Source organism: Plesiomonas sp. ISS29 (assembly GCF_056522795.1).
Window position 1 is genome coordinate 336,641 of sequence record NZ_JAWRZQ010000001.1, and the last position, 23,003, is coordinate 359,643.

The following is a 23,003-nucleotide window of genomic DNA, read 5'->3' on the forward strand; positions in this document are numbered from 1 at the left end:
TACAAGCTCAACACCAGCGCAGACTGACCTACCGCGCAGAGTATACTCGCCTGTTGCGCAACTGTCAGCTATTGTCCAGCGCCGCAGCAAAAATCGCCTGCTGAGTCGTCAAAAACCGCAATACTGCCTCACCTTCGCTGCACAGAGCCTCTAGCCAGAGCATCTGGGTATAGTGATCACCGCGCAGCAGCAGCGGCGTACCTTCAAATTCCACCCGCCAAGTGTGCAGATCGGCATCACACTGGCGATCAAACACTTGCAACTCGGCCAACAACAATAACGGCTGCACTTTTTCGGCAAAATTATCAAAATCGAGCCCACGGCAGTAGATGCTTAGAATCGGCACTCTTCTTCACCTCTATCTCTTTTTCTGCACATATACATCCTATTTAGTAAAAAAATGTGATCAATGCTTCATTTTATTGACGCCCAGCCGCTAACAAACACAGTTGTAACCTGCACCACTGCACTTTGCTCCACACTGTTGGGCAAACTATGCGTTATTCCCTGCAGCGTTACCCCTCTTTTATGGTGCTCCTCCGCCTATGCGGTGGTCTTGCAACACATCCAGCAACAAGGTTATTTTATGTTATTACCCAGCTTCACCATTGGTAAAAAACTTACCACAGCGTTTTCGGTACTTTGCTTATTACTGATTGGGATAGGAATATTCTCACTAACCCAGTTCAAGCAAATGAACAACCGATCTATGGATCTGACCAATAGTGTTATTCCTAGTATCCGTACTGCAGCCGCTATCCGACAGACAGTGGCCGATTTTCGCCGCTATGAATTAGGTATGTTTCTCGTGATGAGAGATCCGGCACGTAAAGCACAGTATATACAGGCTCTCGGTGACTTAAGTACCGACATCAATACCACTCTTGATGACTATGCTAAGTTGATCACTGAAGAAGATGAAAAGAAAACATACGCCCAGATTAAAGCCAAATGGATTCAGTACATTAACACCAATCATCAATTATTAAATTTCGCAGAGAGCGAACAAATTGATCAGGCGCATAGCCTGTTGCTCGGTCAGAGCATGACAACTTACATCTCTATGCTTTCTGATGTCACCCAACTGATTGAGCTTAACGAAAAATACGCGATAGCCGCACACGCTACCGCCGAATCAGCCTACTCCTCGGCTAAAATCAATATTACTATCTGCATTGTGCTATCGATTGGCTTAGTCATAGTATTTGCAACCGTACTGACACGCCAGATCCGCGACCCACTGATTTTACTGGTAGATCAGGCACAGCAAATTGCCAATGGATATATTGGACGCAGCGCCTTGTGTGACTACATCGATGCTGGCAAATTATCGAATGATGAAATCGGCCAACTAGCCCACGCTATTCGTAAGATGAAAGAGGGGCTAAGCCAGATGGTCAACGAAATCAGTGCTTCAGTCTCACAGCTTAGTACCGCCGTTGAAGAGGTCAGTGCTATTGCAGAGCAGTCATCGCAAGGTATGCAACAACAGCAAAGTGAAGTGTCACAACTTGCAACGGCGATGAATGAGATGCAATCGACCGTGCAGGAAGTTTCGCGCAACACTACCGATGCGGCAACCGCAGCACATAAAGCGACCGATGCTTCAAACAGCGGCAGTAAAGTGGTGCACAGTTCAATCGGAAGTATTGAGCAAGTTGCACAGGAAATTGAGCGTGCCGGTAATGTGGTGCAACAACTTGAGCAAGACAGTGCCAGCATCAGTGTGGTGCTCGATGTCATTCGTAATATCGCCGACCAGACCAACCTGCTGGCGCTGAATGCGGCCATTGAAGCCGCGCGTGCCGGTGAGCAAGGGCGTGGTTTTGCGGTAGTAGCCGATGAAGTTCGTACACTGGCTCAGCGTACCCAAGACTCAACCGCCGAGATCAATAAAATTATCGATGTGCTGCAATCCCGTGCTGCAGAAGCCGGTCAGGCGATGCAAATCAGCCGCCAACAGATGCAAACCAGTGTTGAGCAGGCGCGCCATGCTGGACAAACCATTGGCCAAATCAACCAATCGGTTATTCAGATCTCGGATATGAACACCCAGATTGCCAGCGCGACAGAGCAACAAAACTCAGTGACTGAAGAGCTAAACCGCAGCATTGTGAATATCCATAACGCCTCTGATGAAGTGGCGCAAGGCGCTAACCAGACCGCACAAGCTTGTGTTGAGTTAAGCCAGCTAGCCGTTTCATTGCAGCAGATGACTAACCGCTTCTCTGTGTAATACGACCCGCCTTTTACGGTACACGGTATTTTTCACGTAATACCCGATAACGGAGCAGATTTTCTGCTCCGTTTTTTTATCGCCTACACCTTTACGCCTCTAGCGCTTTACGCTGCTGTTCCGCATTCAGGTTTGCCGCGTGATGTTCACGTTTCCTGAGCCGTTTTATCGTTAAACGCAACTCTGCTCTGCATCCCTACAGTAAATAAACACTAGCACGCCCCCGAATCGGCACGGTTTACCCGGTAATCATTCGTAAAAATTGATACATTCTGGTGATTTTTTGCCCTTTTTTTCTCTTTTCGAAAGACTACACTGCGTCTATTACATTGAGGATGAGAAGAGGTTTGTATGTTACATCTTCGTCAATCTGATCTGCGCGGGCACGATAATCATGGCTGGTTGCAGACTTGGCACAGTTTTTCGTTTGCTGACTATTTCGACCCCAACTACATGGGATTCTCCGCACTGCGGGTGATCAATGAAGATATTGTCGCGCCGCGCTCAGGCTTTCCGACCCACCCGCACAAAGACATGGAGATTCTGACCTATGTCCGGAAGGGGCGGATTGCACACAAAGACAGCATGGGAAATATCACCGAAGTGCAGGCCGGAGAGTTTCAGATAATGAGTGCCGGCACCGGCATTCGCCACTCGGAATACAACCCAAGCGACAGCACACCACTGCACTTATTTCAGATTTGGATTTTACCGCAACAAAATGGGCTTACACCGCGCTATGCACAGCACAGTTTCGCGCCGCAACAGGGTAAACAGCTAATTTTATCACCCGATGGGCACGGCGGTTCACTGCAGGTTTTTCAGGATATGACGCTATGGCGCTGGACACTAGTAGCACACGAACAGGCCCATTACCGTATCGCCGAACGGCGGCATGTCTGGATACAGCTGATCAATGGCGAAATTGAGGTCAATGGGCAGCGGTTACAGCACAGTGATGGTTTGGCCATCTGGGAAGAGCAGGAATTACAAATCAGTGCGCGCAGCAACAGTGAGTTTTTGCTGTTTGATTTAGCCTGAGATGTTCGGTGAATAACCCTGCCCAAAGGCGGTTATTCACCGTCAATATGATCACGGATCATCGCCAAAAACGGCGAGCCAAAACGGGTAAGCTTACGCTGGCCTACGCCGTTTACCGCCAGCATATCACGCGCGGTAACCGGCATTTGCTCGGCCATCTCTTGCAATGTGGCATCATTAAACACCACATACGGGGGAATGCCCTCTTCATCGGCAATGGATTTGCGCAGTTTACGTAACTTGGCAAACAGCTGTCGATCATAGTGGCTAAGCGCGGTTTTAATGCTGTTTTTCAGTGATGACAGCGACGTACGTGGTTCAGCCAACTGCAGGCTCACTTCACCGCGCAGCAACGGGCGAGCCGCTTCAGTGAGTTGCAAGGCCGAATGCTGCAAGATATTTTGGGTCAAAAACCCCAAATGGATCAGCTGGCGCAACACGCTTACCCAGTGCTCATGGCTCTGATCGCGCCCGACACTGTATACCGATAATTTTTCATGCCCGTGCTCGCGAATGCGTTGATTGAGCGAACCGCGCAACACTTCGACCACATAACCAATACCAAAACGCTGGCCCACCCGGTAGACACACGACAGCGCTTTTTGCGCATCTTGTAAACCATCATACCGTTTAGGGGGATCAAGACAGATATCGCAGTTCCCGCACGGCTGCTGACGGCCCTCACCAAAGTAGTTCAGCAACACCAAACGGCGGCAGGTTTGCGCTTCGGCAAATGCGCCCATCGCGTTCAGTTTATGGGTTTCAACATCACGCACCGGCCCGGGCTCTTTCTCTTCGAGCATTCGGCGCAACCAGACCATATCGGCAGGGTCAAAAAATAGCACCGCTTCTGCTGGCAGGCCATCGCGCCCCGCCCGACCGGTCTCTTGGTAGTAAGACTCAATATTACGCGGGATATCAAAGTGCACGACAAAGCGCACATTTGGCTTATTGATGCCCATGCCAAACGCCACTGTAGCCACCACAATCTGTACATCATCACGCTGGAACGCTTCTTGTACCTGATTGCGCCGTTCGGTTGGCAAACCGGCATGATAGGCCGCCACACTCAGCCCGCGGGTTTTCAAACGCTGGGCGGTATCCTCAACTTTGGTGCGGCTGTTACAGTAGATAATGCCGCTTTTTCCGCGCTGATCCTGCACATAACGCAGTAATTGTTCCGCAGGTTTGAATTTCTCCACCAGCGTGTAGCGGATATTTGGCCGGTCAAAACTGCCCAAATGCAGATAGTGATTGGGGATCGCCAAGTGGCGGACAATGTCTTGCCGGGTGGTTTCATCCGCAGTGGCAGTCAGCGCCATGACCGGTAAATGCGGAAAACGCTGTTTTATCTCGCCCAGGGCGCGGTACTCGGGCCTAAAATCATGCCCCCACTGTGAAATGCAGTGTGCCTCATCCACCGCCAGCATAGAAAGAGGCCAGTCGGCCAAGCGGTTGAGCAGCCCGCCAGCCAGCAGCCGTTCCGGTGAGATATACAGCAGTTTGATGCTGCCGTTTTTGACATCCAGCATCACTTGTTGCTGCTGTTCACGGCTTAAGGTGGAGTTCAGGCAGGCTGCGACAACGCCGTTAGCCCGCAGCTGATCGACCTGATCTTTCATCAGCGAGATCAGCGGAGAGATCACCAGCGTGACACCCGGCAACATCAGTGCCGGAACCTGATAGCAGAGCGATTTCCCGCCGCCAGTAGGCATAATCACTAGGCAATCGTTGCCGCTGAGCACCTGCTCGATAATCACCGCTTGTCCGGGGCGGAAGGCCTGATAGCCGAATACCTCGCGCAAAACATGCGCGGCAGCTGAAGGTTCTAAGGGAAGTTCCGCCAATGACACGCAGTGATCCTCGGGTAAACGATAAAATAACGGGCTAAAGAGCGGCTATTGTAGAAAGAGTGCCGCCGTTTGTCGCTATTTTGTTGCCCGCACAGACTTTGCGGGCTTGGTTGTCAGATTTCCATACGGTACAAATTTAGTGCAATACGCACTCGGCGCGCACTCAACCGTACAAATCAGTGCTGTTACATAATATCGTTCAGCATAAAGCCCATACCAAATGAGGTCTGGCGGAAGTTGTAATCAATCATGGTCTGGCCGTAACCGGTAAATAACTGGGTATAAAAACGAACGCTCGGGGTAATCGGGTAGCTCCAGCCTAACTGCGCACTGCCTTTATCCGAGTTCCAGTTATAGCGCCCTTCAAGGCTGTATACGCTGTCGCCGGCTTTATAGCCCACTTGCATACGGTAGTGCCCCAGATAATCGGTGATATCTGGATTATCATCGTTTTTGCTTGAATCAACCCGCACCCAAGGTTCGAGATCAACCATCCAGTTATTGCGCTGAGCCATCACCCGAGCATAAATACGGTTCCAGCTGCGTGAGGTGTCATGCTTTTCATTTTTCTCATCAAAATAGTCGTAACCACGGCCATTTGACTGGTGCACAAACCCCAGCTCCAGCTCTTTAAAGTGCCACCCCGCCAGCGTGTAGTCAGTGCTCCACGCGGTAAACAGGCGCGGTTCATAATTTGTTTCCAAAAAGGGGGCTGAAATGGCAAAGTTGGTGGCCTGCCAGAGTGATTTTTGGGTATAGGCGGCAGCCAAGACTGAGTTATTCCCGAGAATACCGCGCCAAATTGGGAAGGAAAAACTGAGCTGAAATTTGATGTTGTCTTTACGCAAATCATTGGCATCGTAACCACGGTTTGCATACATCGCTTTATTGATATTGCTGCTGTAAGAGTACAGCACATAGTTGGTATCGTACGGGATCAGTAAAAAAGGCGTGTTATGCTCTTCGAGCAAATTGGCAATACGCCCGGCATAATTGGGCTTTACGCTTTGTGCTTCAACCGGCACTGACGCAGCTTGCGCCTCGCTCTCCGGTGCGGTTTGCGCACCGACTGACTGGCTAACGGCTAATCCAGAGAGCAACACACTTGCACCCACAGCCCAACGGCGACCTAACATATATAACGTCTCCATGTGATAATTTTTCACTGCTGACAATTCACTGCTGACAACCTGACTACGCGCACGGCCTATCACCGCAAAATACTCGGTACAACCCCGCGCTATATGCCCACATCTGCCCACAGTAATACGGATGATCTTGCACATCTTAGCCACGAGGGCTGATGGCGCTGATCGACTGCATGCATCCTACCAAGCAATAGCGGATTCTGTTAGCGCATGCACGTCCTTTTCTGTGAGAAAAAAATACCGCAGTTCCGTGACGGTGATAACATTTTTTTAGGCGCGTTACTTTAAAGTAAAAACACTATTTAAACAATTTGATTACAAGGATGTGTATGCTATCACCCCAGCCCGATCTGATCCTTAGCTCTGCCGATGCACGCGACTTTATCGGCCAGTTATTTATGGAGCAGATGCCGTTTAACCGCTTAATCGGCATGACATTAACGCGCAACGAACCTGATATTGTTGAGGTACAGGTGACAATGCGTGATGAGCTGATAGGTAATGCGCACCACAAAATTTTGCATGGCGGAGTCACGGCGGCCATTTTAGATGTTGTCGGCTGTATTTTGGCGGCAACCTCAGCACTGACACAGGAAGAAGAGCAGACCTTGCAGCAATTGGGCAAACGCCTGACCAAGGTAGGAACGATTGATTTACGGATTGATTATCTGCGCCCTGGGCGCGGCCAGCAGTTAATTGCCACCGGCCACCTGATCCGTGCAGGTAATAAAGTGGCCGTTACCCGCATGGAGCTGCACAATGAAGAGGGAACGCACATTGCGTTTGGTACCGGTACCTATCTGGTCGGTTAACCGCTCAAGACCAAAGTGCACTTACCGATAGTACACTTACCCGTAACTGAGGGCTGAACATTATGTTGAGTTTGCCCCTTTACACTGAATAATGAATCTCAGTGTGGTACGCCAGCCGGCAACGCCGGTTTTGGCAGTGCTGCATCCGGTAAGAAACCGGCCGTGAGCTGGCCCGGCGCATTCAGATAGTGCAAAGTCAAATCACGCAGCATCTGTTCAGAAATCCCCGCCAGTAAGGTCGGCATCTGCATAATATCCTCTACCGGATACCCTGCCAGCCAGTAGACACTCAGCATTTGCGCACTGCGCTGCGGATCTTGCCAAAGACCATCAATTTGTCGTTTTATTTGTTGCCGAGCAGCTTCAATTTCCTGCGTGCTACAGCCATCAATCAACAGAGTATTGAGCTCTTTTTTCAGCACAACTTCCGCATCAACATAATGATCCGGTTGCACTTTCGCCCGAATTTGTAGCATGTTCATCTGCATATCAGAGGCCGGATAGGTCATATCCACTGTAACGCTGGCAGAAATACCCAGCGCAGTACGCAATTGCTGTGCCATGCGCTGTTGCAGGATATATTGCAGCATTTTATGTGCCAAACGGTGCTCTACATCATCAGTCATCGCCGGAACAGAGAGCCGGGTAACCACAACTAACGCTTGATCATCAGGGTTATGGGCATCAATCAGCGGTGCACTTTTTTTCAGTAAAAACGGATAGCCGTTCCAGTAGGGTTTGTCGCCCAAATCAAGACCGCCCAGATAGCGGCCAACCGCCGTTAACGCCTGCTGCGGATCAACATTCCCGACAATCACCAGTTCAGCACCCTGCAGTGCATTACGTAACTGTGTATGCACGGCGTTGAGCTGTTTTAAACTGACATTTTGCAAATCACGCGGTGAGCTAAAGCGTACATACGGGTTATTCGGAAACAGATACTGCTGCAAGTGTGATTGAAACAGCCCTTTTGGTGTCTGCAAATACTGGTTCATAGCACGCGCTTCTTGTGTCTGTATTTCATGCAAAATTTGCTCACTAAAAAGCGGGGCCTCCAGCATTTGGCGGGCAAGTGCCAGCCATGCATCAATGTGGGTCTTATCTACCGAGCCGTTAATACCGTGCTGACTAGCGGTGATTATCGGTTGCAGCTGAATACTGTTCTGCGTGGCAAAACTGTGCAAGGGGTTGCTCTGATATGGATCACGCTGGCGTGGGGAAATACTTGGTGAAGGGCTAACCCACAACGGCAATAATTTTGCGGCCGCCAATAATTCAGGTGGCAGAGATCGCATACCGCCGCGTGCGCGCAGCTGTATATAGACGCGATCTTGTGGCAAATTTTCCCGCTTAATCAGCACAGAAAGGCTGTTACTGAAAGTAGCCTGCGTGATATTCCAGGCCGGAAGTTGCTGCTGCTCTTCAATCGTACCGGTCTGTGCCGGAATGGCCATAATCTGGGCGTGACTTGCTTCTGCTGGCGCTTCAGAAAGTGTAGGTGCTATTTGCCACAATGAGAGGCTCGGTATCAGCGGCTTCGGCGTTTCATTGGGTAAAGAGGATTGATTGGCTGACAACGTAGCCGATAATAATGCAGGTTCAGGTATCAGCTGACGTGGCTGGCTCAGCTCACTGATCACTGGCGCAGCCTCTTGCGTTAGCGAATTCGGTGCATCTGCCGCACTCACTGTGCAGCTCAACAGCAGCATGCTGAACAGCGGTATGCCAAGCAACACCGAGCCACGGCGCAGGCGGTTCGCCCAGCGCGGAGTACATCCTTGCATCATGTTACGTCATCCTGAAAATTTAGCGTAAAGCCGGCTTGTGGCAGACTCTGAAATTATTGCGCATATTGCCACAGAAGCATCGACAATGCCGCACGCTCTAATACTGAACACACGATATACCGTGAATGATCATAGACAGATCACTTGCATACAGATCACCAATATACTGGCTGCTCATATACTGATTGCCAATACACGATGAGTGGTTATCACTACTGATATTGGGTCATCCATACAGGGTTGTTGATATCTGCCTGCTAGAGCCTCTTGCTAAATGGCGTTTCACGGCTCTTGCAGCACAAACTGTACCCGGCGGTTTTGAGATCGGCCTTCGGCACTGCCGTTGCTGGCAACCGGCGCTGACTCACCGGCACTGCGGATAAAACTGAGCTGAGCGGCGGGCGTACTTTGCTGCACCAGTGCCGCGGCAGTAGCCTGTGCACGGCGTAAACCGAGTGCCTGATTATACCCTGCCGCCCCAATACTATCGGTATTGCCGACCAAGCCAACCCGCAAGTCACTTTGCTGCATCACCCGCGCCAAACAATCGAGTACTCTCTGATCTGAAGCCGTAATCTGGCTGCGATTAAACGCAAAATAGACCGGCTGAACGGCCAGCACGTTATACTGATTGCTTGGCAGATAAGACTGGCACTCCGGCGGAACAACCTGCGCGGAGTAAGGGCCTGCTATCGGCATCTGGTATCCACGCGCGATCACCTCTTCCCGCACTGAAACCCTCGGCGTTTGGGCAGATTCGGCCAGATAATGTGGTGTACCGACTGATTCGGTATCGCTATAGAGCACCGGTACATCAGCCAGCGCCGTCATCGAGATCAATACTGTGCCCGCGATTACCGCGCTCAGTAACCGCCCTTTCGGCTGCCACTGTTTTTCGCACCATTTATTCGACATTACGTTATGCTGCGATGCCTTATGTTGCATTGCGTTATGTTGCATAGCGCCCTCCGTTGCTGTTTATTTTTATCCCGCCCGATGAGTGCCTGAGATGCTACAGCGTGAGTGTATTATCGCTATCAGGCCCACGTTCGGCAGGTTAAAACATCGTCTATCTACCTATTATGCGAGTGAATCTGACCGCTGAACAAACTCTATTTGGCATAAAACCAAAGAAATCGGTTACATTTTTCCCACTCGATACTCTGTGGTGAAAACGACTACTTTGCCTGATTTTCTACCGGTGATACCGATTCGGTTTTTGCTATTTTTTCGGCGGTAAATCGCTGGCCTTTTTTGACTTGCGGCTCGGCATCTTGCAATAACTGCTGTAAGCGCGTGAACTGGCGTGCCAGTTCACGGTTTAACCACAGGTAACCAAACGGGCTCAGCGGCAGACGATCATCAGTACGCTCCACAATAAAATCCGGCGGCACAAAAGTTTCAAACATACCGCTGTCAGGCCGGGAGGCCGGTAGACCACGCAGACGGCTAGCCTGAGCATTCATGGCGCGCGCCACCTGCATTTGCTCAGCTTTGAGTTTTGGCAACTCCCAGTGAATATGTGCATCAGAGTAAGATTTATGCGTGCCAACCAGCAACTCAAGGGTGCTGAGCATCAGCCGCAACAAACTTTGGATCTCATTGAGCGTATCTAAAGGAAGAAAATGCTCACGCGATGCCGGCGCCATCAGCGGGCGCATCGAAAGATGACGGGTATAAATAGTTTTGATGGCCTGCTCGCTGTCGAGTGCCTGCAACTGCTCGGCGGAACGGTGCACCTGATACAGTTGTGCCATCGCTTTGAGGTTATCGCTAAGCAGCAACTGCCAGCGGCGAGAGGCGCGTTGCGGCCACAGGCTGCTGAACAAAATCGCCAGCAGAGTGCCAATCAGCACATCTGCCGCACGCCACAAAGCTTCACTCTCTCCATCAACGCCGCCCCAGCCGATCATCGCCAGTGTGATCCCACATAACATCGCCACATATGGGCGTTTTCCAACACCATAATAGCCGCAGGCCGTGGCGACCACACTCATCCAGACCCAGCCTATCCACGGTGAAATTAGCTGCATCTCCAGCGCAATCAGCCCCGCTACTGCGCCAATCAGTGTGCCTAAAATACGGTGCCAGCCCTTTTGCCATACCCCGCCCATATACGGGATATTGCTCATCACCACCAGCAGGGTCACCAGTACCCACGGGCTGTGCCCGAGCGGGGCATAGTGCAGCAAAATCAGGGTTAACAAAAATGCCAGCCCCACCCGTAAGGCGTGATAAACACGGTAGTGGCGAAAAATAAACTCACGATCAACCAAACGCATAACGGTGATGCCATAAAAAAAGACAGAGCCTAAATCTTATCAGGCTCTGCCTTACAATGCAGAGAGCAATACCTTTCGCATCGACAAATCAGTTGAGATTTACATCCACACGAACCACGCGAACAGCGTCACAATACCAACACACATCAGGTTCAACCAGATCCCCACACGGACCATTTCACTTTGCTTGATATGGCCGGTACCAAAGACGATGGCATTCGGTGGCGTGGCAACCGGCAGCATAAAGGCACAAGATGCGCCCATACCAATCACCAGTGTCAGCAGGGCCGATGGCATACCGAGCGCATCAGCAACCGTGGCAAATACTGGCACCAGCAGTGCAGCACTGGCGGTATTTGAAGTGAATTCGGTCAGGAAAATAATAAAAGTGGCAACGGCCAGAATAATGATAAACCAGTGGCTAGCACCAAAAATATCGGCCATGCCGTTGGCCAGTACCACGCTAGCGCCCGACTCTTTAAGTACCGCGCTAAGGGTCAAACCACCGCCGAACAGCATCAGCACACCCCATTCAGTATTTTTCTGGATCTGCCCCCAACTGGCCGTACCGGTTGCACCAATGAGCACCGCGGCACTCAGCGCCACCAGCGAGTCAAACTGCTTCACCCCGCCCAGAGCTGCACTGATCTGGCTGCTGAAAATCCAGCACAGCACCGTCAGCGAAAAAATACCCAGTGTGACGATACGGTGCGGTGTCCAGGCCAGTGTTTCCGTTTTAATCGAAAATGTGTGCTTAAGATTTGGCTTTAACAGCATATACAACAGACCGATCATCAGCGGCATAGTCACCAGCATCACTGGAATACCAAACTTCATCCAACCGGCAAAATCCAGCCCCAATTGCGCGGCAGCAATGGCATTCGGCGGGCTACCAACCAGTGTACCCAACCCGCCAATACTGCAACTGTAAGCGATACCCAGCAGCACAAACACAAAAGTTTTATGATCACGCTCCTGATCGAGCTGGCTCAATACCCCCATCGCCAGTGGCAGCATCATCGCCGCCGTTGCCGTGTTGCTGATCCACATTGACAGCAAGGCCGACACACCAAACAGCATCATTGCCGCCACACCCATTCGGCCGCGAGCAGCCACCAACAACTGATTGGCAATCAGGCGATCAATCCCCTGAATATGCAGTGCCGTGGCCAGCGCAAACCCGCCAAAGAACAGGAAAATAATCGGGTCGGCAAACATTGACAGCGCCTTAGGCGCTTCGAGCAGCCCCAAACCCACTGCCACTATCGGGACCAGTAAGGCAGTCAGCGTGACATGCAGCGCCTCGGTCAGCCACAACACGCCGATAAATACCATCAGCGCCAAACCTTTATTCGCCGCCGGTTCAAACGGTAAAACATTCAGCAGCAAAACAAACAGGGCAATATCGGCGATTAAAATCAGCGGATTACGGCCAAACAGTGCCGATTGGGGCATTTGCGGTAACGAAGCATCACTCATATCAACAGTCCTTATCAGGGATCAATAACACCCCTTGTCACACCAAATATTCAGTCACAACACGGATTGATCTTCATCAATTTAACGCCACGATAACGACTTACTTACAGTGTGGGAATGTGTTTACAGCGCAATAACCTGATGGGATTGAGTTTCTGAGAGCTGAAGCGAGTCGCTTAGCCTGAAAGCAATGCACTTATCAGCATAAATTGCCAATAAGCAGCATGAAATCGTGACAATAATAATTACCGTGGTTAAAAAATCCACAGCATTAAAATAGAGGGGATAAAGACCAAAGAAAAAAAGCTTCGCTGTGAAATGAGCCCGAGTACCTTGTGTACATGTCAGCACCACACATCGGGCTTTAGCCGATTACCCCAACACCACACAATTTCGGCCTGAATGCTTGGCTTTATACAGCGCAATATCGGCACGACTTATGGTCTCGGCCATATTTTCATGTATCACCAGCTCTACTACACCAAATGATACCGTCACACTGATCCCCAGCGGCCACTGGGTAAGCACAAACTCCTGACGCAGCAATTCAGCCTGCTCTTGTGCCTGCTCACGATTAAAATCAGGACAAAGCAACATAAACTCCTCCCCGCCCCAGCGCACCAAGCGGCACCGCGGATTAATCAAGCTGCGACAACGGTGTGCCAGATGCTGTAAAACCTCATCGCCAACCAGATGGCCGTAGGTATCATTAATCCGTTTGAAGTGATCGATATCCAGCAAAATCATCGCCGACGGCTCGGTATGCTCAGTCTGGCGCAGCATCTCAAGCATCAAGGTTCGCGCACCATAACGGTTGAATGCACCGGTCAGCGGATCATATTTAGCCTGATACTCCACCTCTTCATTGCGCAGTTTCAGCATGGTATTCAGATCGGTCAACTGCTGCTGACGCTTGCGCGCGATTTTCAGCTCATGGCGCATCTGCAGCTGCATTCCCAGCAAATAACCGAACGTGCAGAGCACCCAAACCGCAATAATCAGCAGGTAATAGTACTCTTGCTCAATCCACGAACCGTGAAATTCAATGTAGTCAAACACCACATGATGCTCACCTTCCGGCATCAGCTCGCTTGAGGCCAGCTCAATCTGGAAAATCCGGTTAAACTGCGGCAGTGCGTGCATCACCGGTATTTTTTTATCATTCACCCACCAGCTGGCCACCTTAAAAGCACTCAGCGGCACATCCAGAAAATTACTGGTATCACTCGGCCGCACGATCAACTCATTGACCTTGTGCGAAAGCGGATCATCAGCGCGTGAATAGGCCCGGTCATAGTTGCGCAGATAGACCCGCCAAAACTGCGGGCCTACCCCCTCACTGCGAATAGGCATCTGAATACGATTAAAACCCGAAAGATCAAGCCCCTCTTCTGGCGTACTCAGCATCAGTGACACTTCACAATACGGCCAGCGATAGACATTTTTCAGCGTGCAGTACAGGTTAATACGGCCATTATTATCCACACTTACCCGCGCTTCGGTTGCCCCGCCGCGTACTCGATCATCCATCGGCTCGATTAGCTGCACGTTGCTCGCATCCACCCGGATCACCCGCGGAGCGATCACCGGATACACCACAACCGCAGTAACGGTGAAGATTAATAACAGCGTAAAAAGCGTGGCGGCGATGTGCTGACGCATAAAATTAGATATTCTCTGAGGTAGAACCTGAAGCAGGTTGTGCCAAATCTTATGGTGAGAATGGTAACACTTTAGGCGTAAGGTGACACATAATCACCTCACAGTAGCACGGGAATCTAGCATCAATTGTTAAAACAGGATAAAACCTTAACCACGATTCTCTTTGATTCTGTGATATTCAATAGCTGACACGAGTCAGTTATGTAGTAAAATTACCGAACTGATATGCTCAAGTATCACAGCACACTTTTGTATTCTCGACGAGAGGTCTCACATGGCTAACGTGAAGAAACCGATGGTTTTGGTCATCCTTGATGGCTACGGCTACCGCGAAGATAAGCAGGACAACGCAATTTTAAACGCTAATACACCGGTCATGGATAAGCTGTGGGCCGAGTGTCCGCACAGTTTAATCTCCGGCTCAGGTCTGGATGTTGGTCTGCCCGATGGCCAAATGGGTAACTCCGAAGTGGGCCACGTCAATCTAGGCGCTGGCCGTATTGTGTACCAAGATTTGACCCGTTTGGATAAAGAGATCAAAGACGGTGATTTCTTCCACAACCCAGTACTGACTGCTGCAGTTGATAAAGCAGTAGCTGCCGGTAAAGCCGTACACATCATGGGTCTGCTATCACCAGGTGGCGTACACAGCCACGAAGAGCATATTCTGGCAATGATCGATCTGGCCGCCCAGCGTGGCGCAGAAAAAATCTACCTGCACGCATTCCTCGATGGCCGCGATACTCCGCCACGTAGCGCAGAAGACAGCCTGACCCGTGTTGCGCACCACTTTGCAGAACTGGGCAAAGGCCGCGTAGCATCACTGGTTGGCCGCTACTACGCCATGGATCGCGATAACCGCTGGGATCGCGTACAACTGGCCTATGATCTGATGACCCAAGCCAAAGCTGAGTTCCACGCCAGCAATGTGCTCGATGGCCTGCAAGCGGCATATGCCCGCGGTGAAAACGATGAGTTCGTCAAACCTACCGTGCTGCAAGCCGACGGCGAAGCCGCTGCTGATATGAATGACGGCGATGCCCTGATTTTCATGAACTTCCGTGCTGACCGTGCGCGCCAGTTAACCCGCACCTTCATCAATGCTGATTTCAACGGATTTATCCGTGAAAAAGTGGTGAATTTCGGTGATTTCGTGATGCTGACCGAGTATGCGGCCGACATCAAAACAGTGTGTGCTTATCCGCCGGAAAATCTGGTCAATACCATGGGCGAGTGGCTGTCAAAGCACCAGAAAACCCAGCTGCGTATCTCAGAAACCGAAAAATATGCACACGTTACCTTCTTCTATAACGGCGGCGTCGAAGACCCGTTTGCTGGTGAAGACCGTATCCTGATCCAATCTCCGCAAGTAGCAACCTATGACCTGCAACCGGAGATGAGCTCGGCCGAACTGACCGAAAAACTGGTTGGCGCAATCGAAAGCGGTAAATACGATGCCATCATCTGTAACTACCCGAACGGCGACATGGTTGGCCATACCGGTATTTTTGATGCTGCAGTCAAAGCGGTTGAAACGCTGGATCACTGCATTGAGCAAGTGGTTGCTGCCGTACGTAAAGTTGATGGTCAACTGCTGATCACCGCAGACCACGGCAACGCCGAGCTGATGAAAGACCAAACTACCGGACAGCCATTTACCGCCCACACCAACCTGCCCGTGCCGCTGATTTATGTCGGCAAACCGGCAGAAACCGTACACGGCGGCAAGTTGTCTGACCTTGCACCGACCATGCTGAGCATGATGGGTATGGAAATTCCTGCAGAGATGACTGGCAAGCCGCTGTTTATCGTGAAATAATTTTCATATGCAGATAAAAAACGGCGTACTACTTAGAAAACAGCTTGTCGGCACACTCAGTGTCGGCCTGTTGCTGTGGTCGTCGTTCACCCTTGCCGCGCCGAAAACTAAAGAGGCGCTGCAAGGAGTGATGCAAGATATTGCTCAGCAAGAAACCAAAGTTGCCGCGCAAAAAGATCAGCGCGAACAACTGCAACAAGCGCTAAAACAACAAGATCAATCGATTGGCGCAGCCAGCAAAGTGCTAAGGCAGACCGAGCAACAACTTAGCCGTTTACAGCGCGATCTGAGCCATTTATCCGCCTCTATCGCCACGCTAGAAAAAACACAAGCACAGCACCAGCAGCGTTTATCCCAACAGCTTGATGCGGCCTTTCGCATCGGCAAACAGGGGCAACTGCAAGCCATTTTATCTTCGGATGATCCTGCCCGTTCAGAACGCCTACTGCACTACTACCGCGCCATTAATGATGAGCGCCGGGCGGTTATCGATGAACTCAGCGTAAACCGCCATGATCTTCAAGAGCAAAAAAACCAGCTCAGTGCGGCCCAAAAGCAGCAAAAAACCCTGCTAGGTACACAGCAGCAGCAACAGAGCAAACTGCAACAAACTCGCCTTGAGCGTAAGAAAACCCTAAGCGCGCTAGAATCTGATTTAAAACAAAATCAGCAGCAACTGGCCCAGCTAAAACTCAATGAACAACGCCTGCGCGATCAGATAGTTCGGGCCGAGCGGGAAGCCAAACTGCGTGCCGAACGTGAAGCCCGTGAGCTGGCCCGCAAACGCGCTAGCGAAGAGAAACGCACCGGCAAACCGTATGTGCCCAATGCCAACGAGCGTACCCTGATGGCACAAAGCGGCGGCTTAGGCCGGCCAGGTAGCCAGCACCGCTGGCCAGTCAATGGCGCAGTGTTACACCGTTTCGGTGATAGCCAAGAGGGTGAATTACGCTGGAAAGGAATGGTTATCTCTGCCAATGAAGGCAGCGAAGTGCGCGCCATTGCCGACGGCAAAGTGTTGCTGGCCGACTGGCTGCAAGGCTACGGGCTGGTGATGGTGATCGAGCACGGCAAAGGTGACATGAGCCTGTACGGGTACAATCAGACCGTACTGTTTAAACCCGGTGATAACGTCAAGGCCGGACAAGCCATCGCACTGGTGGGTGATAGCGGCGGTCAGGGAGTGCCCAGCCTCTATTTTGAAATCCGTCGGCAGGGTCAGGCGGTAAATCCGCGTCCTTGGCTGGGCGGTTAATACCGTTAACCGAGAATCTCCCATGCTGTTATGCCCGCAACACCCAGCACCACGCCGTTTTTCCCTCGTACGTCTGCTGCGTTTCGCCTTCTCACGATCACGTATCTTGCTGCTAATCGGCCTGTCGCTGTATGCGGCCAACGCCAGCGCCGGAAAACTGGTGATCGTCATTGATGATGTTGGTTATCGCGCCGAAGATCATAAAGTCATGCGTCTGCCGCTGCCGGTCACCGTTGCCGTACTGCCCAGTGCGCCACATGCCACCAACATGGCTAAACAGGCCGCACAGCAAAGGCGTGAAACCATTATTCACCTGCCCATGCAGCCGCGCGGCAACCAGCGGGTTGAGGCTGGCGCTCTGCATACCGGTATGGGTGCAGGTGAAGTTCAGCGTACCCTGCAGCAGGCCATGCGTATCGTGCCGAATGCCATTGGTTTGAATAACCATATGGGCAGTGCCGCCACCTCTGATCCAGCACTGATGAAACTGCTGATGCAGCAGCTAAAAACACAGCAACTGCTTTTTTTGGATAGCCGCACCATTAGCAGCTCGGTGGCCGAGTCTACCGCCCGTGAGCTGGGTGTGCCCGCCCTGCGGCGAACCGTGTTTTTAGATGATGATAACAGCCTTGCACGAGTACAGGCAGAGTTTCAACGTGCGGTTAAAATGGCGCAGAACAAAGGCTGGGCCGTGGCTATCGGCCATCCGCGCCCCAATACCATCAAAGTGTTGCAAGCAGGCCTCGCGAGTTTACCGCGCAATGTCCAGCTCGTGCCGCTCAGCACACTGGTGTATGCAAAATCAAATACATCACTGACACCGCCAGCCCAAAAACCACACAGCGAAAAACCGGCAGGCAACACATCCTCCGGCACAGCAAGCGGCCAAATTGTGACCAAACCAAGCACCTCAAATACAGGCAGCGGACTGCATCAGCCGGGGCCGATCATCGAACCGTCGGCCGATAAATCACCGGCTGGAAAATCGCCTACCGATATCGCCCCTGCCGAGAACAAGCCGCACGATCCTGCGCACGGCAACAGCGAACCAACACCGGCGGTTCCGCCTGCTGAATCAGAACAACGGCCAACACAGGCCACGCCACTCGCCCCAGAGCCAGAGATCACCCTTGAAATTTTAGGGATGAGTGAAAGCCCTGACATCAACCAGCTCGATTTACTGCCGGCCAGCACCTCAAAGCCGCCTTACATCAAACTGCCACTGATGCGTGGTCAGCGCGAAGACTGATGCTCTGGCGATAAAAAACGCCCGGCAAGTCAGTGGCCTGCGGGGCGTTTTAATGTCCGAAGCTCTAAGCCATAAACACTAAGGGCTAGATGCTAAGAGCTAGGCAACCAAAATTACAGATTAACCGGCTCTGTCGCCGTTACGCTTTTGGCCACATCCGCAGCCTGATTCCGTGGCGATTCAACCACATGTCCAGCCACTCCTGACGCAATAGCCGCTGCCGAAACAGCCTGCGGAACACGCTCAAGCAAACGTGGATCCATCGGTTTTGGAATGATGTAATCACGGCCAAACGCCAGCGCGCTAACACCGGCGGCATCCAGCACATCCTGCGGTACCGGCTCTTTTGCCAATTGGCGAATAGCCTCAACCGCAGCCAGTTTCATCTCATCATTAATCGCGCGCGCACGCACATCCAGCGCACCGCGGAACAAGAATGGGAAGCAGAGTACATTGTTAATTTGGTTCGGATAATCAGAGCGACCGGTTGCCATGATCAGATCACTGCGGGTGGCAAACGCCAGTGCCGGTTTAATCTCCGGATCAGGGTTAGCACAAGCAAACACCACCGGATTTTTCGCCATCAGCGCCAACGCTTCGGCAGGCAACAGATCAGGGCCGGAAACACCGATAAAGACATCGGCACCGGTCATCGCATCTTCCAACGTACGCTTGTCGGTTTTATTGGCAAACAGCGCCTTAAATTCGTTCAGATCACTGCGATCAGCGTGGATCACGCCCTTACGATCGAGCATATAGATATTTTCACGTGCCGCACCGCATTTGATCAGCATGTTCATGCAGGCCGTCGCCGCTGCACCCGCGCCTAGACAGACCACTTTGGCCTGCGGCAAGGTTTTGCCCTGAATTTCCAGCGCATTGAGCACACCGGCTGCCGTAACAATTGCCGTACCGTGCTGATCATCGTGGAAAACCGGAATACGGCAGCGCTCAATCAAACGCTGTTCAATCTCAAAACACTCAGGGGCTTTAATATCTTCCAGATTAATGCCGCCAAACGAATCTGCAATATTAGCTACCGTATCAATAAATTGCTCAACCGTATCGTGAGTGACCTCAATATCAACCGCATCAATGCCTGCAAAACGTTTGAATAACAGAGCCTTACCTTCCATAACCGGCTTAGAGGCCAGCGGGCCTAAATTGCCCAAGCCCAAAATTGCCGTGCCGTTTGAAATCACCGCCACTAAATTACCCTTACCGGTATAGCGGTAAGCATTTTCCGGATCACGCGCAATTTCACGTACCGGCTCTGCCACTCCGGGGCTGTAGGCTAGTGCCAGATCATGCGCTGTATCGGCAGGTTTGGTCAGAGCAATGGCAGTTTTTCCCGGAATTGGGTAAGCGTGGTAATCAAGAGCTTGTTGGCGAAAATCGGCAGACATCAGACATTCCTATCGTTATTAGTTTTTGTGTTACTGCACGTAACCGGCGTTGATGATAAGCAATATGAGGGGGGATTCCCAGCCGATACATCTGAAAAAACGTGTCAGCAAGAATATAAATCACTACGGAATGGCAGGTATTGCAGAGCAATATCGCAGGCATAAAAAAAGCACCCAAAGGTGCTTTTTCTGCTTTCGCAATACTGCTGGAGTAAGAAGAATTACTTCTTCGCAGACAGTGCGCCGAAACGCTTGTTGAAACGGTCAACACGGCCGCCGGTAGAAACTTCACGCTGCTTACCAGTGTAGAACGGGTGGCAGTTACCGCACACGTCTAGGTTTACGTCGTGGCCGGTAGAACCGATTTTGATGATGTTACCGCAAGAACAGTTTGCAGTAATTTCTTTGTATTCTGGGTGGATACCTTGCTTCATGGGAAACCTCAGTAAAGGCCGTGTCGCTATCTGGTCAACCTTACCCTGATTTACACGGTAATTTGCCAAACACCACACGAGGATTAATAACACAGTTATAAGGCGCAAAATAATACGGCATTCATCCCCACCTTTCAAGCAGGCTGCCGCCTTTTTCACCACTAATCATACCCTTTTTAATACAAAGGATCGATCTACTCTCTGCTTCCCCTTACACTGTATTCTCTGACCCAACGAGCCGCTTGCCCAAATGACTGAATCTGTAGCCCGAATTGCCCTGCCCGTTCCCCTGCCACGCCTGTTTGATTACCTGCTGCCTGCTGCGCAGATTGCGGGCCAACCGGTATTGCCGGGGATGCGGGTTAAAGTGCCGTTCGGGCGGCGCGAATTAATCGGGGTGATTGACAGCCTGACCGACAGCGCCGAGATCCCGCATGATCAGTGCAAAGCGATCATCGCACTGCTCGATCACGATCCTCTCTGGTCACCACAGATCTGGCGCTTATTGCACTGGGCGGCCGCCTATTATCAGCATCCGCTCGGTGATGTGCTAACCCAAGCCATGCCGGTATTACTGCGTCAAGGCCAGAGCACCGAGCAAGCTGCCGAGCAGTACTGGCAACTGACCGAACCGGGTAAAATCAGCCTGCAAACCCAGTTCAAACGTGCGCCTAAACAGTGGCAAATCATTCAGGCACTGCGTAACGGGCCACTTGATAAAACCGCGCTGCAAGAACAAGGCTGCAGTGATAGCGCATTTAATACCCTAAGGCAAAAAGGGTTTATCGATGTGCAGCTAAAAACCCCACAGCGCCACGACTGGCGGCCCACCTACCGCGCCAGCGAGCAGCGCCCGCGCCTGAATACCGAGCAAGCCACCGCCGTGGCCGCAATCAACAGCCGCAGCGATTTTGCCGTCTGGTTGCTCGAAGGGGTCACAGGTTCAGGCAAGACCGAAGTTTATCTCAGCGTGATAGAGCAGGCGCTGGCACAGGGTAAACAAGCACTGGTGCTGGTTCCCGAGATTGGCCTGACACCGCAAACCATCGCCCGTTTTCGTGAACGTTTTAATGTTCCGGTCGATGTTCTGCACTCAGCACTCAACGATAACCAACGGTTGGCGGTGTGGCGGCGCGCGCGCTCGGGTGAAAGTGCCATTGTAATTGGCACCCGATCAGCCCTGTTTACCCCGCTGGCCCGCCCCGGCGTGCTGGTGATTGATGAAGAGCACGACAGCTCATACAAACAGCAAGAGGGCTGGCGCTACCACGCACGCGATCTGGCGGTTATGCGCGGTTATGAAGAACACATTCCCGTGGTACTAGGCTCAGCCACGCCGGCGCTGGAAAGTTTGCACAACTGTCAGCAAGGAAAATACCACCACCTGCACTTGACCGTGCGGGCCGGAAATGCCAAACCGCCGAAGCAATATGTGCTGGATATGAAAGGCCAGCCGGTACAAGCAGGCCTTTCGGCTGAGTTACTGGTGCGTATGCGTCAACATCTGCAACAGGGCAATCAGGTGATGCTGTTTTTAAACCGGCGCGGATTCTCACCGGCTCTTTTGTGCCATGAGTGCGGCTGGGTTGCCCACTGCCCACGCTGTGAGCGCCCCTATACCTTTCATCAGTTTAGCCGCGATCTGCGCTGTCACCATTGCGATAATCAGTACCCCGTACCGCCACAATGTCCGCAGTGTGGATCAACCCAGCTGATACCAGTGGGTGTGGGAACAGAACAGCTAGAGCACACCCTCGGTGAGCTGATGCCGGAATTTAGCATCACCCGCATTGACCGCGACAGTACCCGCAGGAAAGGCTCACTTGAACAGCATTTAGAGGATATACAGCAAGGGCGCAGCCAGATTTTAATCGGCACCCAAATGCTGGCCAAAGGCCACCACTTCCCCAACGTGACTTTGGTGGCACTGCTCGATGTTGACGGCGCACTGTTCTCGGCCGATTTTCGCGCCGCCGAACGCTTTGCCCAGCTCTACACACAAGTAGCTGGGCGCGCCGGGCGTGCCGGAAAACAGGGTGAAGTGTTGCTGCAAACCCACCAGCCAGAACACCCACTGTTGCAGACATTGCTGACAGAGGGTTATCCAGCCTTCGCCGGTCAGGCACTGCTAGAGCGGCAGGCCGCATGGTTGCCGCCGTTTACCTACCATGTGCTGATTCGGGCAGAAGATAATCAAGGAGACCCAGCTTGCCAGTTGCTAACCCAAATCCGCACTATTTTGGATGCCAGCCCGCTGAAAACCGACGATTTATGGCTACTCGGCCCTGCTCCCTCGCTGCAAAGCAAACGTGCCGGACGCTACCGTTGGCAACTCCTTATCCAGCACCCCTCGCGCAAAGTGCTGCAAAATATTCTGACGTTGGCGCGGCCAGCCTGCGAAATGTTACCGCTAGCACGCAAAGTAAAATGGACACTTGATGTTGATCCTATCGATATGATTTAACGTGCCACATCGATCTTTGCGCTCAAAAAGCGAACTGCATCACGAAAAGAATGTAATTTCCGCAATGAAACGCATT

At 51.8% G+C, this 23,003-nt stretch carries 17 protein-coding genes; 7 read left to right on the plus strand and 10 right to left on the minus strand.

Features of this window, described 5'->3' with window-relative positions; genetic code table 11:
- Positions 1 to 64: 64 nt before the first annotated feature.
- Complete coding sequence (locus AC1HDJ_RS01480; RefSeq protein WP_479536679.1) at positions 65 to 346, minus strand: DUF3630 family protein; 282 nt, start codon at positions 344 to 346, stop codon at positions 65 to 67.
- A gap of 240 nt (positions 347 to 586) precedes the next feature.
- Here AC1HDJ_RS01480 and AC1HDJ_RS01485 point away from each other — a divergent pair, with 240 nt between their 5' ends.
- Positions 587 to 2,236: a methyl-accepting chemotaxis protein gene (locus AC1HDJ_RS01485; protein WP_479536681.1), complete on the plus strand. Its 1,650-nt coding sequence runs from the start codon at positions 587 to 589 to the stop codon at positions 2,234 to 2,236.
- A gap of 351 nt (positions 2,237 to 2,587) precedes the next feature.
- Positions 2,588 to 3,277 carry a pirin family protein gene (locus AC1HDJ_RS01490; RefSeq protein ID WP_479536683.1) on the plus strand — a complete coding sequence of 230 codons (690 nt, stop codon included), beginning with the start codon at positions 2,588 to 2,590 and terminating at the stop codon, positions 3,275 to 3,277.
- Positions 3,278 to 3,309: 32 nt separating this feature from the next.
- Here the strand turns inward: AC1HDJ_RS01490 and recQ are convergent, their stop codons facing one another.
- Complete coding sequence (gene recQ / locus AC1HDJ_RS01495; protein ID WP_479536685.1) at positions 3,310 to 5,130, minus strand: ATP-dependent DNA helicase RecQ; 1,821 nt, start codon at positions 5,128 to 5,130, stop codon at positions 3,310 to 3,312.
- 185 nt (positions 5,131 to 5,315) lie between these two features.
- Positions 5,316 to 6,266, minus strand: coding sequence for a phospholipase A (gene pldA / locus AC1HDJ_RS01500; protein WP_479536687.1), 951 nt, complete (start codon positions 6,264 to 6,266; stop codon positions 5,316 to 5,318).
- 341 nt (positions 6,267 to 6,607) lie between these two features.
- Here pldA and AC1HDJ_RS01505 point away from each other — a divergent pair, with 341 nt between their 5' ends.
- A complete protein-coding gene (locus AC1HDJ_RS01505) occupies positions 6,608 to 7,090 on the plus strand; it encodes a thioesterase family protein (protein ID WP_479536689.1) in 483 nt (160 codons plus the stop codon).
- 98 nt (positions 7,091 to 7,188) lie between these two features.
- Here AC1HDJ_RS01505 and AC1HDJ_RS01510 read toward each other — a convergent pair whose 3' ends face one another.
- The 5 genes from AC1HDJ_RS01510 to AC1HDJ_RS01530 all read right to left on the minus strand — a co-directional run bounded on the left by AC1HDJ_RS01510 (position 7,189) and on the right by AC1HDJ_RS01530 (position 14,300).
- Positions 7,189 to 8,877 carry a M16 family metallopeptidase gene (locus AC1HDJ_RS01510; protein ID WP_479536691.1) on the minus strand — a complete coding sequence of 563 codons (1,689 nt, stop codon included), beginning with the start codon at positions 8,875 to 8,877 and terminating at the stop codon, positions 7,189 to 7,191.
- A gap of 282 nt (positions 8,878 to 9,159) precedes the next feature.
- Positions 9,160 to 9,837, minus strand: coding sequence for an OmpA family protein (locus tag AC1HDJ_RS01515; RefSeq protein ID WP_479536693.1), 678 nt, complete (start codon positions 9,835 to 9,837; stop codon positions 9,160 to 9,162).
- A 218-nt stretch (positions 9,838 to 10,055) separates the two neighbouring features.
- Entirely contained in the window at positions 10,056 to 11,159 is a 1,104-nt protein-coding gene (locus AC1HDJ_RS01520; RefSeq protein WP_479536695.1) for an FUSC family protein, read from the minus strand.
- Between the two features lie 99 nt (positions 11,160 to 11,258).
- A complete protein-coding gene (locus AC1HDJ_RS01525; RefSeq protein ID WP_479536697.1) occupies positions 11,259 to 12,638 on the minus strand; it encodes a DASS family sodium-coupled anion symporter in 1,380 nt (459 codons plus the stop codon).
- Between the two features lie 372 nt (positions 12,639 to 13,010).
- Entirely contained in the window at positions 13,011 to 14,300 is a 1,290-nt protein-coding gene (locus AC1HDJ_RS01530) for a GGDEF domain-containing protein (protein ID WP_479536699.1), read from the minus strand.
- Positions 14,301 to 14,574: 274 nt separating this feature from the next.
- Here AC1HDJ_RS01530 and gpmM point away from each other — a divergent pair, with 274 nt between their 5' ends.
- From gpmM to AC1HDJ_RS01545, 3 genes are read left to right on the plus strand one after another with little or no spacing between them, the layout of a single operon-like run.
- Complete coding sequence (gene gpmM, locus AC1HDJ_RS01535) at positions 14,575 to 16,119, plus strand: 2,3-bisphosphoglycerate-independent phosphoglycerate mutase (RefSeq protein WP_479536702.1); 1,545 nt, start codon at positions 14,575 to 14,577, stop codon at positions 16,117 to 16,119.
- 7 nt (positions 16,120 to 16,126) lie between these two features.
- The gene (gene envC / locus AC1HDJ_RS01540) at positions 16,127 to 17,374 is read left to right on the plus strand and encodes a murein hydrolase activator EnvC (protein ID WP_479536704.1); all 1,248 of its coding nucleotides are present in this window, start codon (positions 16,127 to 16,129) and stop codon (positions 17,372 to 17,374) included.
- A 22-nt stretch (positions 17,375 to 17,396) separates the two neighbouring features.
- Positions 17,397 to 18,623 (plus strand): divergent polysaccharide deacetylase family protein, encoded by a 1,227-nt coding sequence (locus tag AC1HDJ_RS01545; protein WP_479536706.1) that lies wholly within the window; start codon positions 17,397 to 17,399, stop codon positions 18,621 to 18,623.
- A 113-nt stretch (positions 18,624 to 18,736) separates the two neighbouring features.
- On the opposite strand, the gene AC1HDJ_RS01550 is transcribed toward AC1HDJ_RS01545, so the two are convergent.
- Both AC1HDJ_RS01550 and rpmE read right to left on the minus strand, forming a co-directional pair.
- A complete protein-coding gene (locus AC1HDJ_RS01550; RefSeq protein WP_479536708.1) occupies positions 18,737 to 20,029 on the minus strand; it encodes a malic enzyme-like NAD(P)-binding protein in 1,293 nt (430 codons plus the stop codon).
- A gap of 221 nt (positions 20,030 to 20,250) precedes the next feature.
- Positions 20,251 to 20,463: a 50S ribosomal protein L31 gene (rpmE, locus tag AC1HDJ_RS01555; RefSeq protein ID WP_438623860.1), complete on the minus strand. Its 213-nt coding sequence runs from the start codon at positions 20,461 to 20,463 to the stop codon at positions 20,251 to 20,253.
- A 250-nt stretch (positions 20,464 to 20,713) separates the two neighbouring features.
- Between rpmE and priA the strand changes: the two genes are divergently transcribed.
- Positions 20,714 to 22,927: a primosomal protein N' gene (gene priA / locus AC1HDJ_RS01560; RefSeq protein WP_479536710.1), complete on the plus strand. Its 2,214-nt coding sequence runs from the start codon at positions 20,714 to 20,716 to the stop codon at positions 22,925 to 22,927.
- Positions 22,928 to 23,003: the final 76 nt, after the last annotated feature.

What these genes read in the sequence shown, in the direction of transcription:
- AC1HDJ_RS01530 (WP_479536699.1), bottom strand. Translation starts at nt 14,300, where the DNA reads ATGCGTCAGCACATCGCCGCCACGCTTTTTACGCTGTTATTAATCTTC.
- gpmM (WP_479536702.1), top strand. Translation starts at nt 14,575, where the DNA reads ATGGCTAACGTGAAGAAACCGATGGTTTTGGTCATCCTTGATGGCTAC.
- AC1HDJ_RS01490 (WP_479536683.1), top strand. Translation starts at nt 2,588, where the DNA reads ATGTTACATCTTCGTCAATCTGATCTGCGCGGGCACGATAATCATGGC.
- AC1HDJ_RS01505 (WP_479536689.1), top strand. Translation starts at nt 6,608, where the DNA reads ATGCTATCACCCCAGCCCGATCTGATCCTTAGCTCTGCCGATGCACGC.
- AC1HDJ_RS01520 (WP_479536695.1), bottom strand. Translation starts at nt 11,159, where the DNA reads ATGCGTTTGGTTGATCGTGAGTTTATTTTTCGCCACTACCGTGTTTAT.
- AC1HDJ_RS01550 (WP_479536708.1), bottom strand. Translation starts at nt 20,029, where the DNA reads ATGTCTGCCGATTTTCGCCAACAAGCTCTTGATTACCACGCTTACCCA.
- AC1HDJ_RS01510 (WP_479536691.1), bottom strand. Translation starts at nt 8,877, where the DNA reads ATGATGCAAGGATGTACTCCGCGCTGGGCGAACCGCCTGCGCCGTGGC.
- AC1HDJ_RS01525 (WP_479536697.1), bottom strand. Translation starts at nt 12,638, where the DNA reads ATGAGTGATGCTTCGTTACCGCAAATGCCCCAATCGGCACTGTTTGGC.
- AC1HDJ_RS01515 (WP_479536693.1), bottom strand. Translation starts at nt 9,837, where the DNA reads ATGCAACATAACGCAATGCAACATAAGGCATCGCAGCATAACGTAATG.
- AC1HDJ_RS01545 (WP_479536706.1), top strand. Translation starts at nt 17,397, where the DNA reads ATGCTGTTATGCCCGCAACACCCAGCACCACGCCGTTTTTCCCTCGTA.
- priA (WP_479536710.1), top strand. Translation starts at nt 20,714, where the DNA reads ATGACTGAATCTGTAGCCCGAATTGCCCTGCCCGTTCCCCTGCCACGC.
- rpmE (WP_438623860.1), bottom strand. Translation starts at nt 20,463, where the DNA reads ATGAAGCAAGGTATCCACCCAGAATACAAAGAAATTACTGCAAACTGT.
- pldA (WP_479536687.1), bottom strand. Translation starts at nt 6,266, where the DNA reads ATGTTAGGTCGCCGTTGGGCTGTGGGTGCAAGTGTGTTGCTCTCTGGA.
- AC1HDJ_RS01485 (WP_479536681.1), top strand. Translation starts at nt 587, where the DNA reads ATGTTATTACCCAGCTTCACCATTGGTAAAAAACTTACCACAGCGTTT.
- envC (WP_479536704.1), top strand. Translation starts at nt 16,127, where the DNA reads ATGCAGATAAAAAACGGCGTACTACTTAGAAAACAGCTTGTCGGCACA.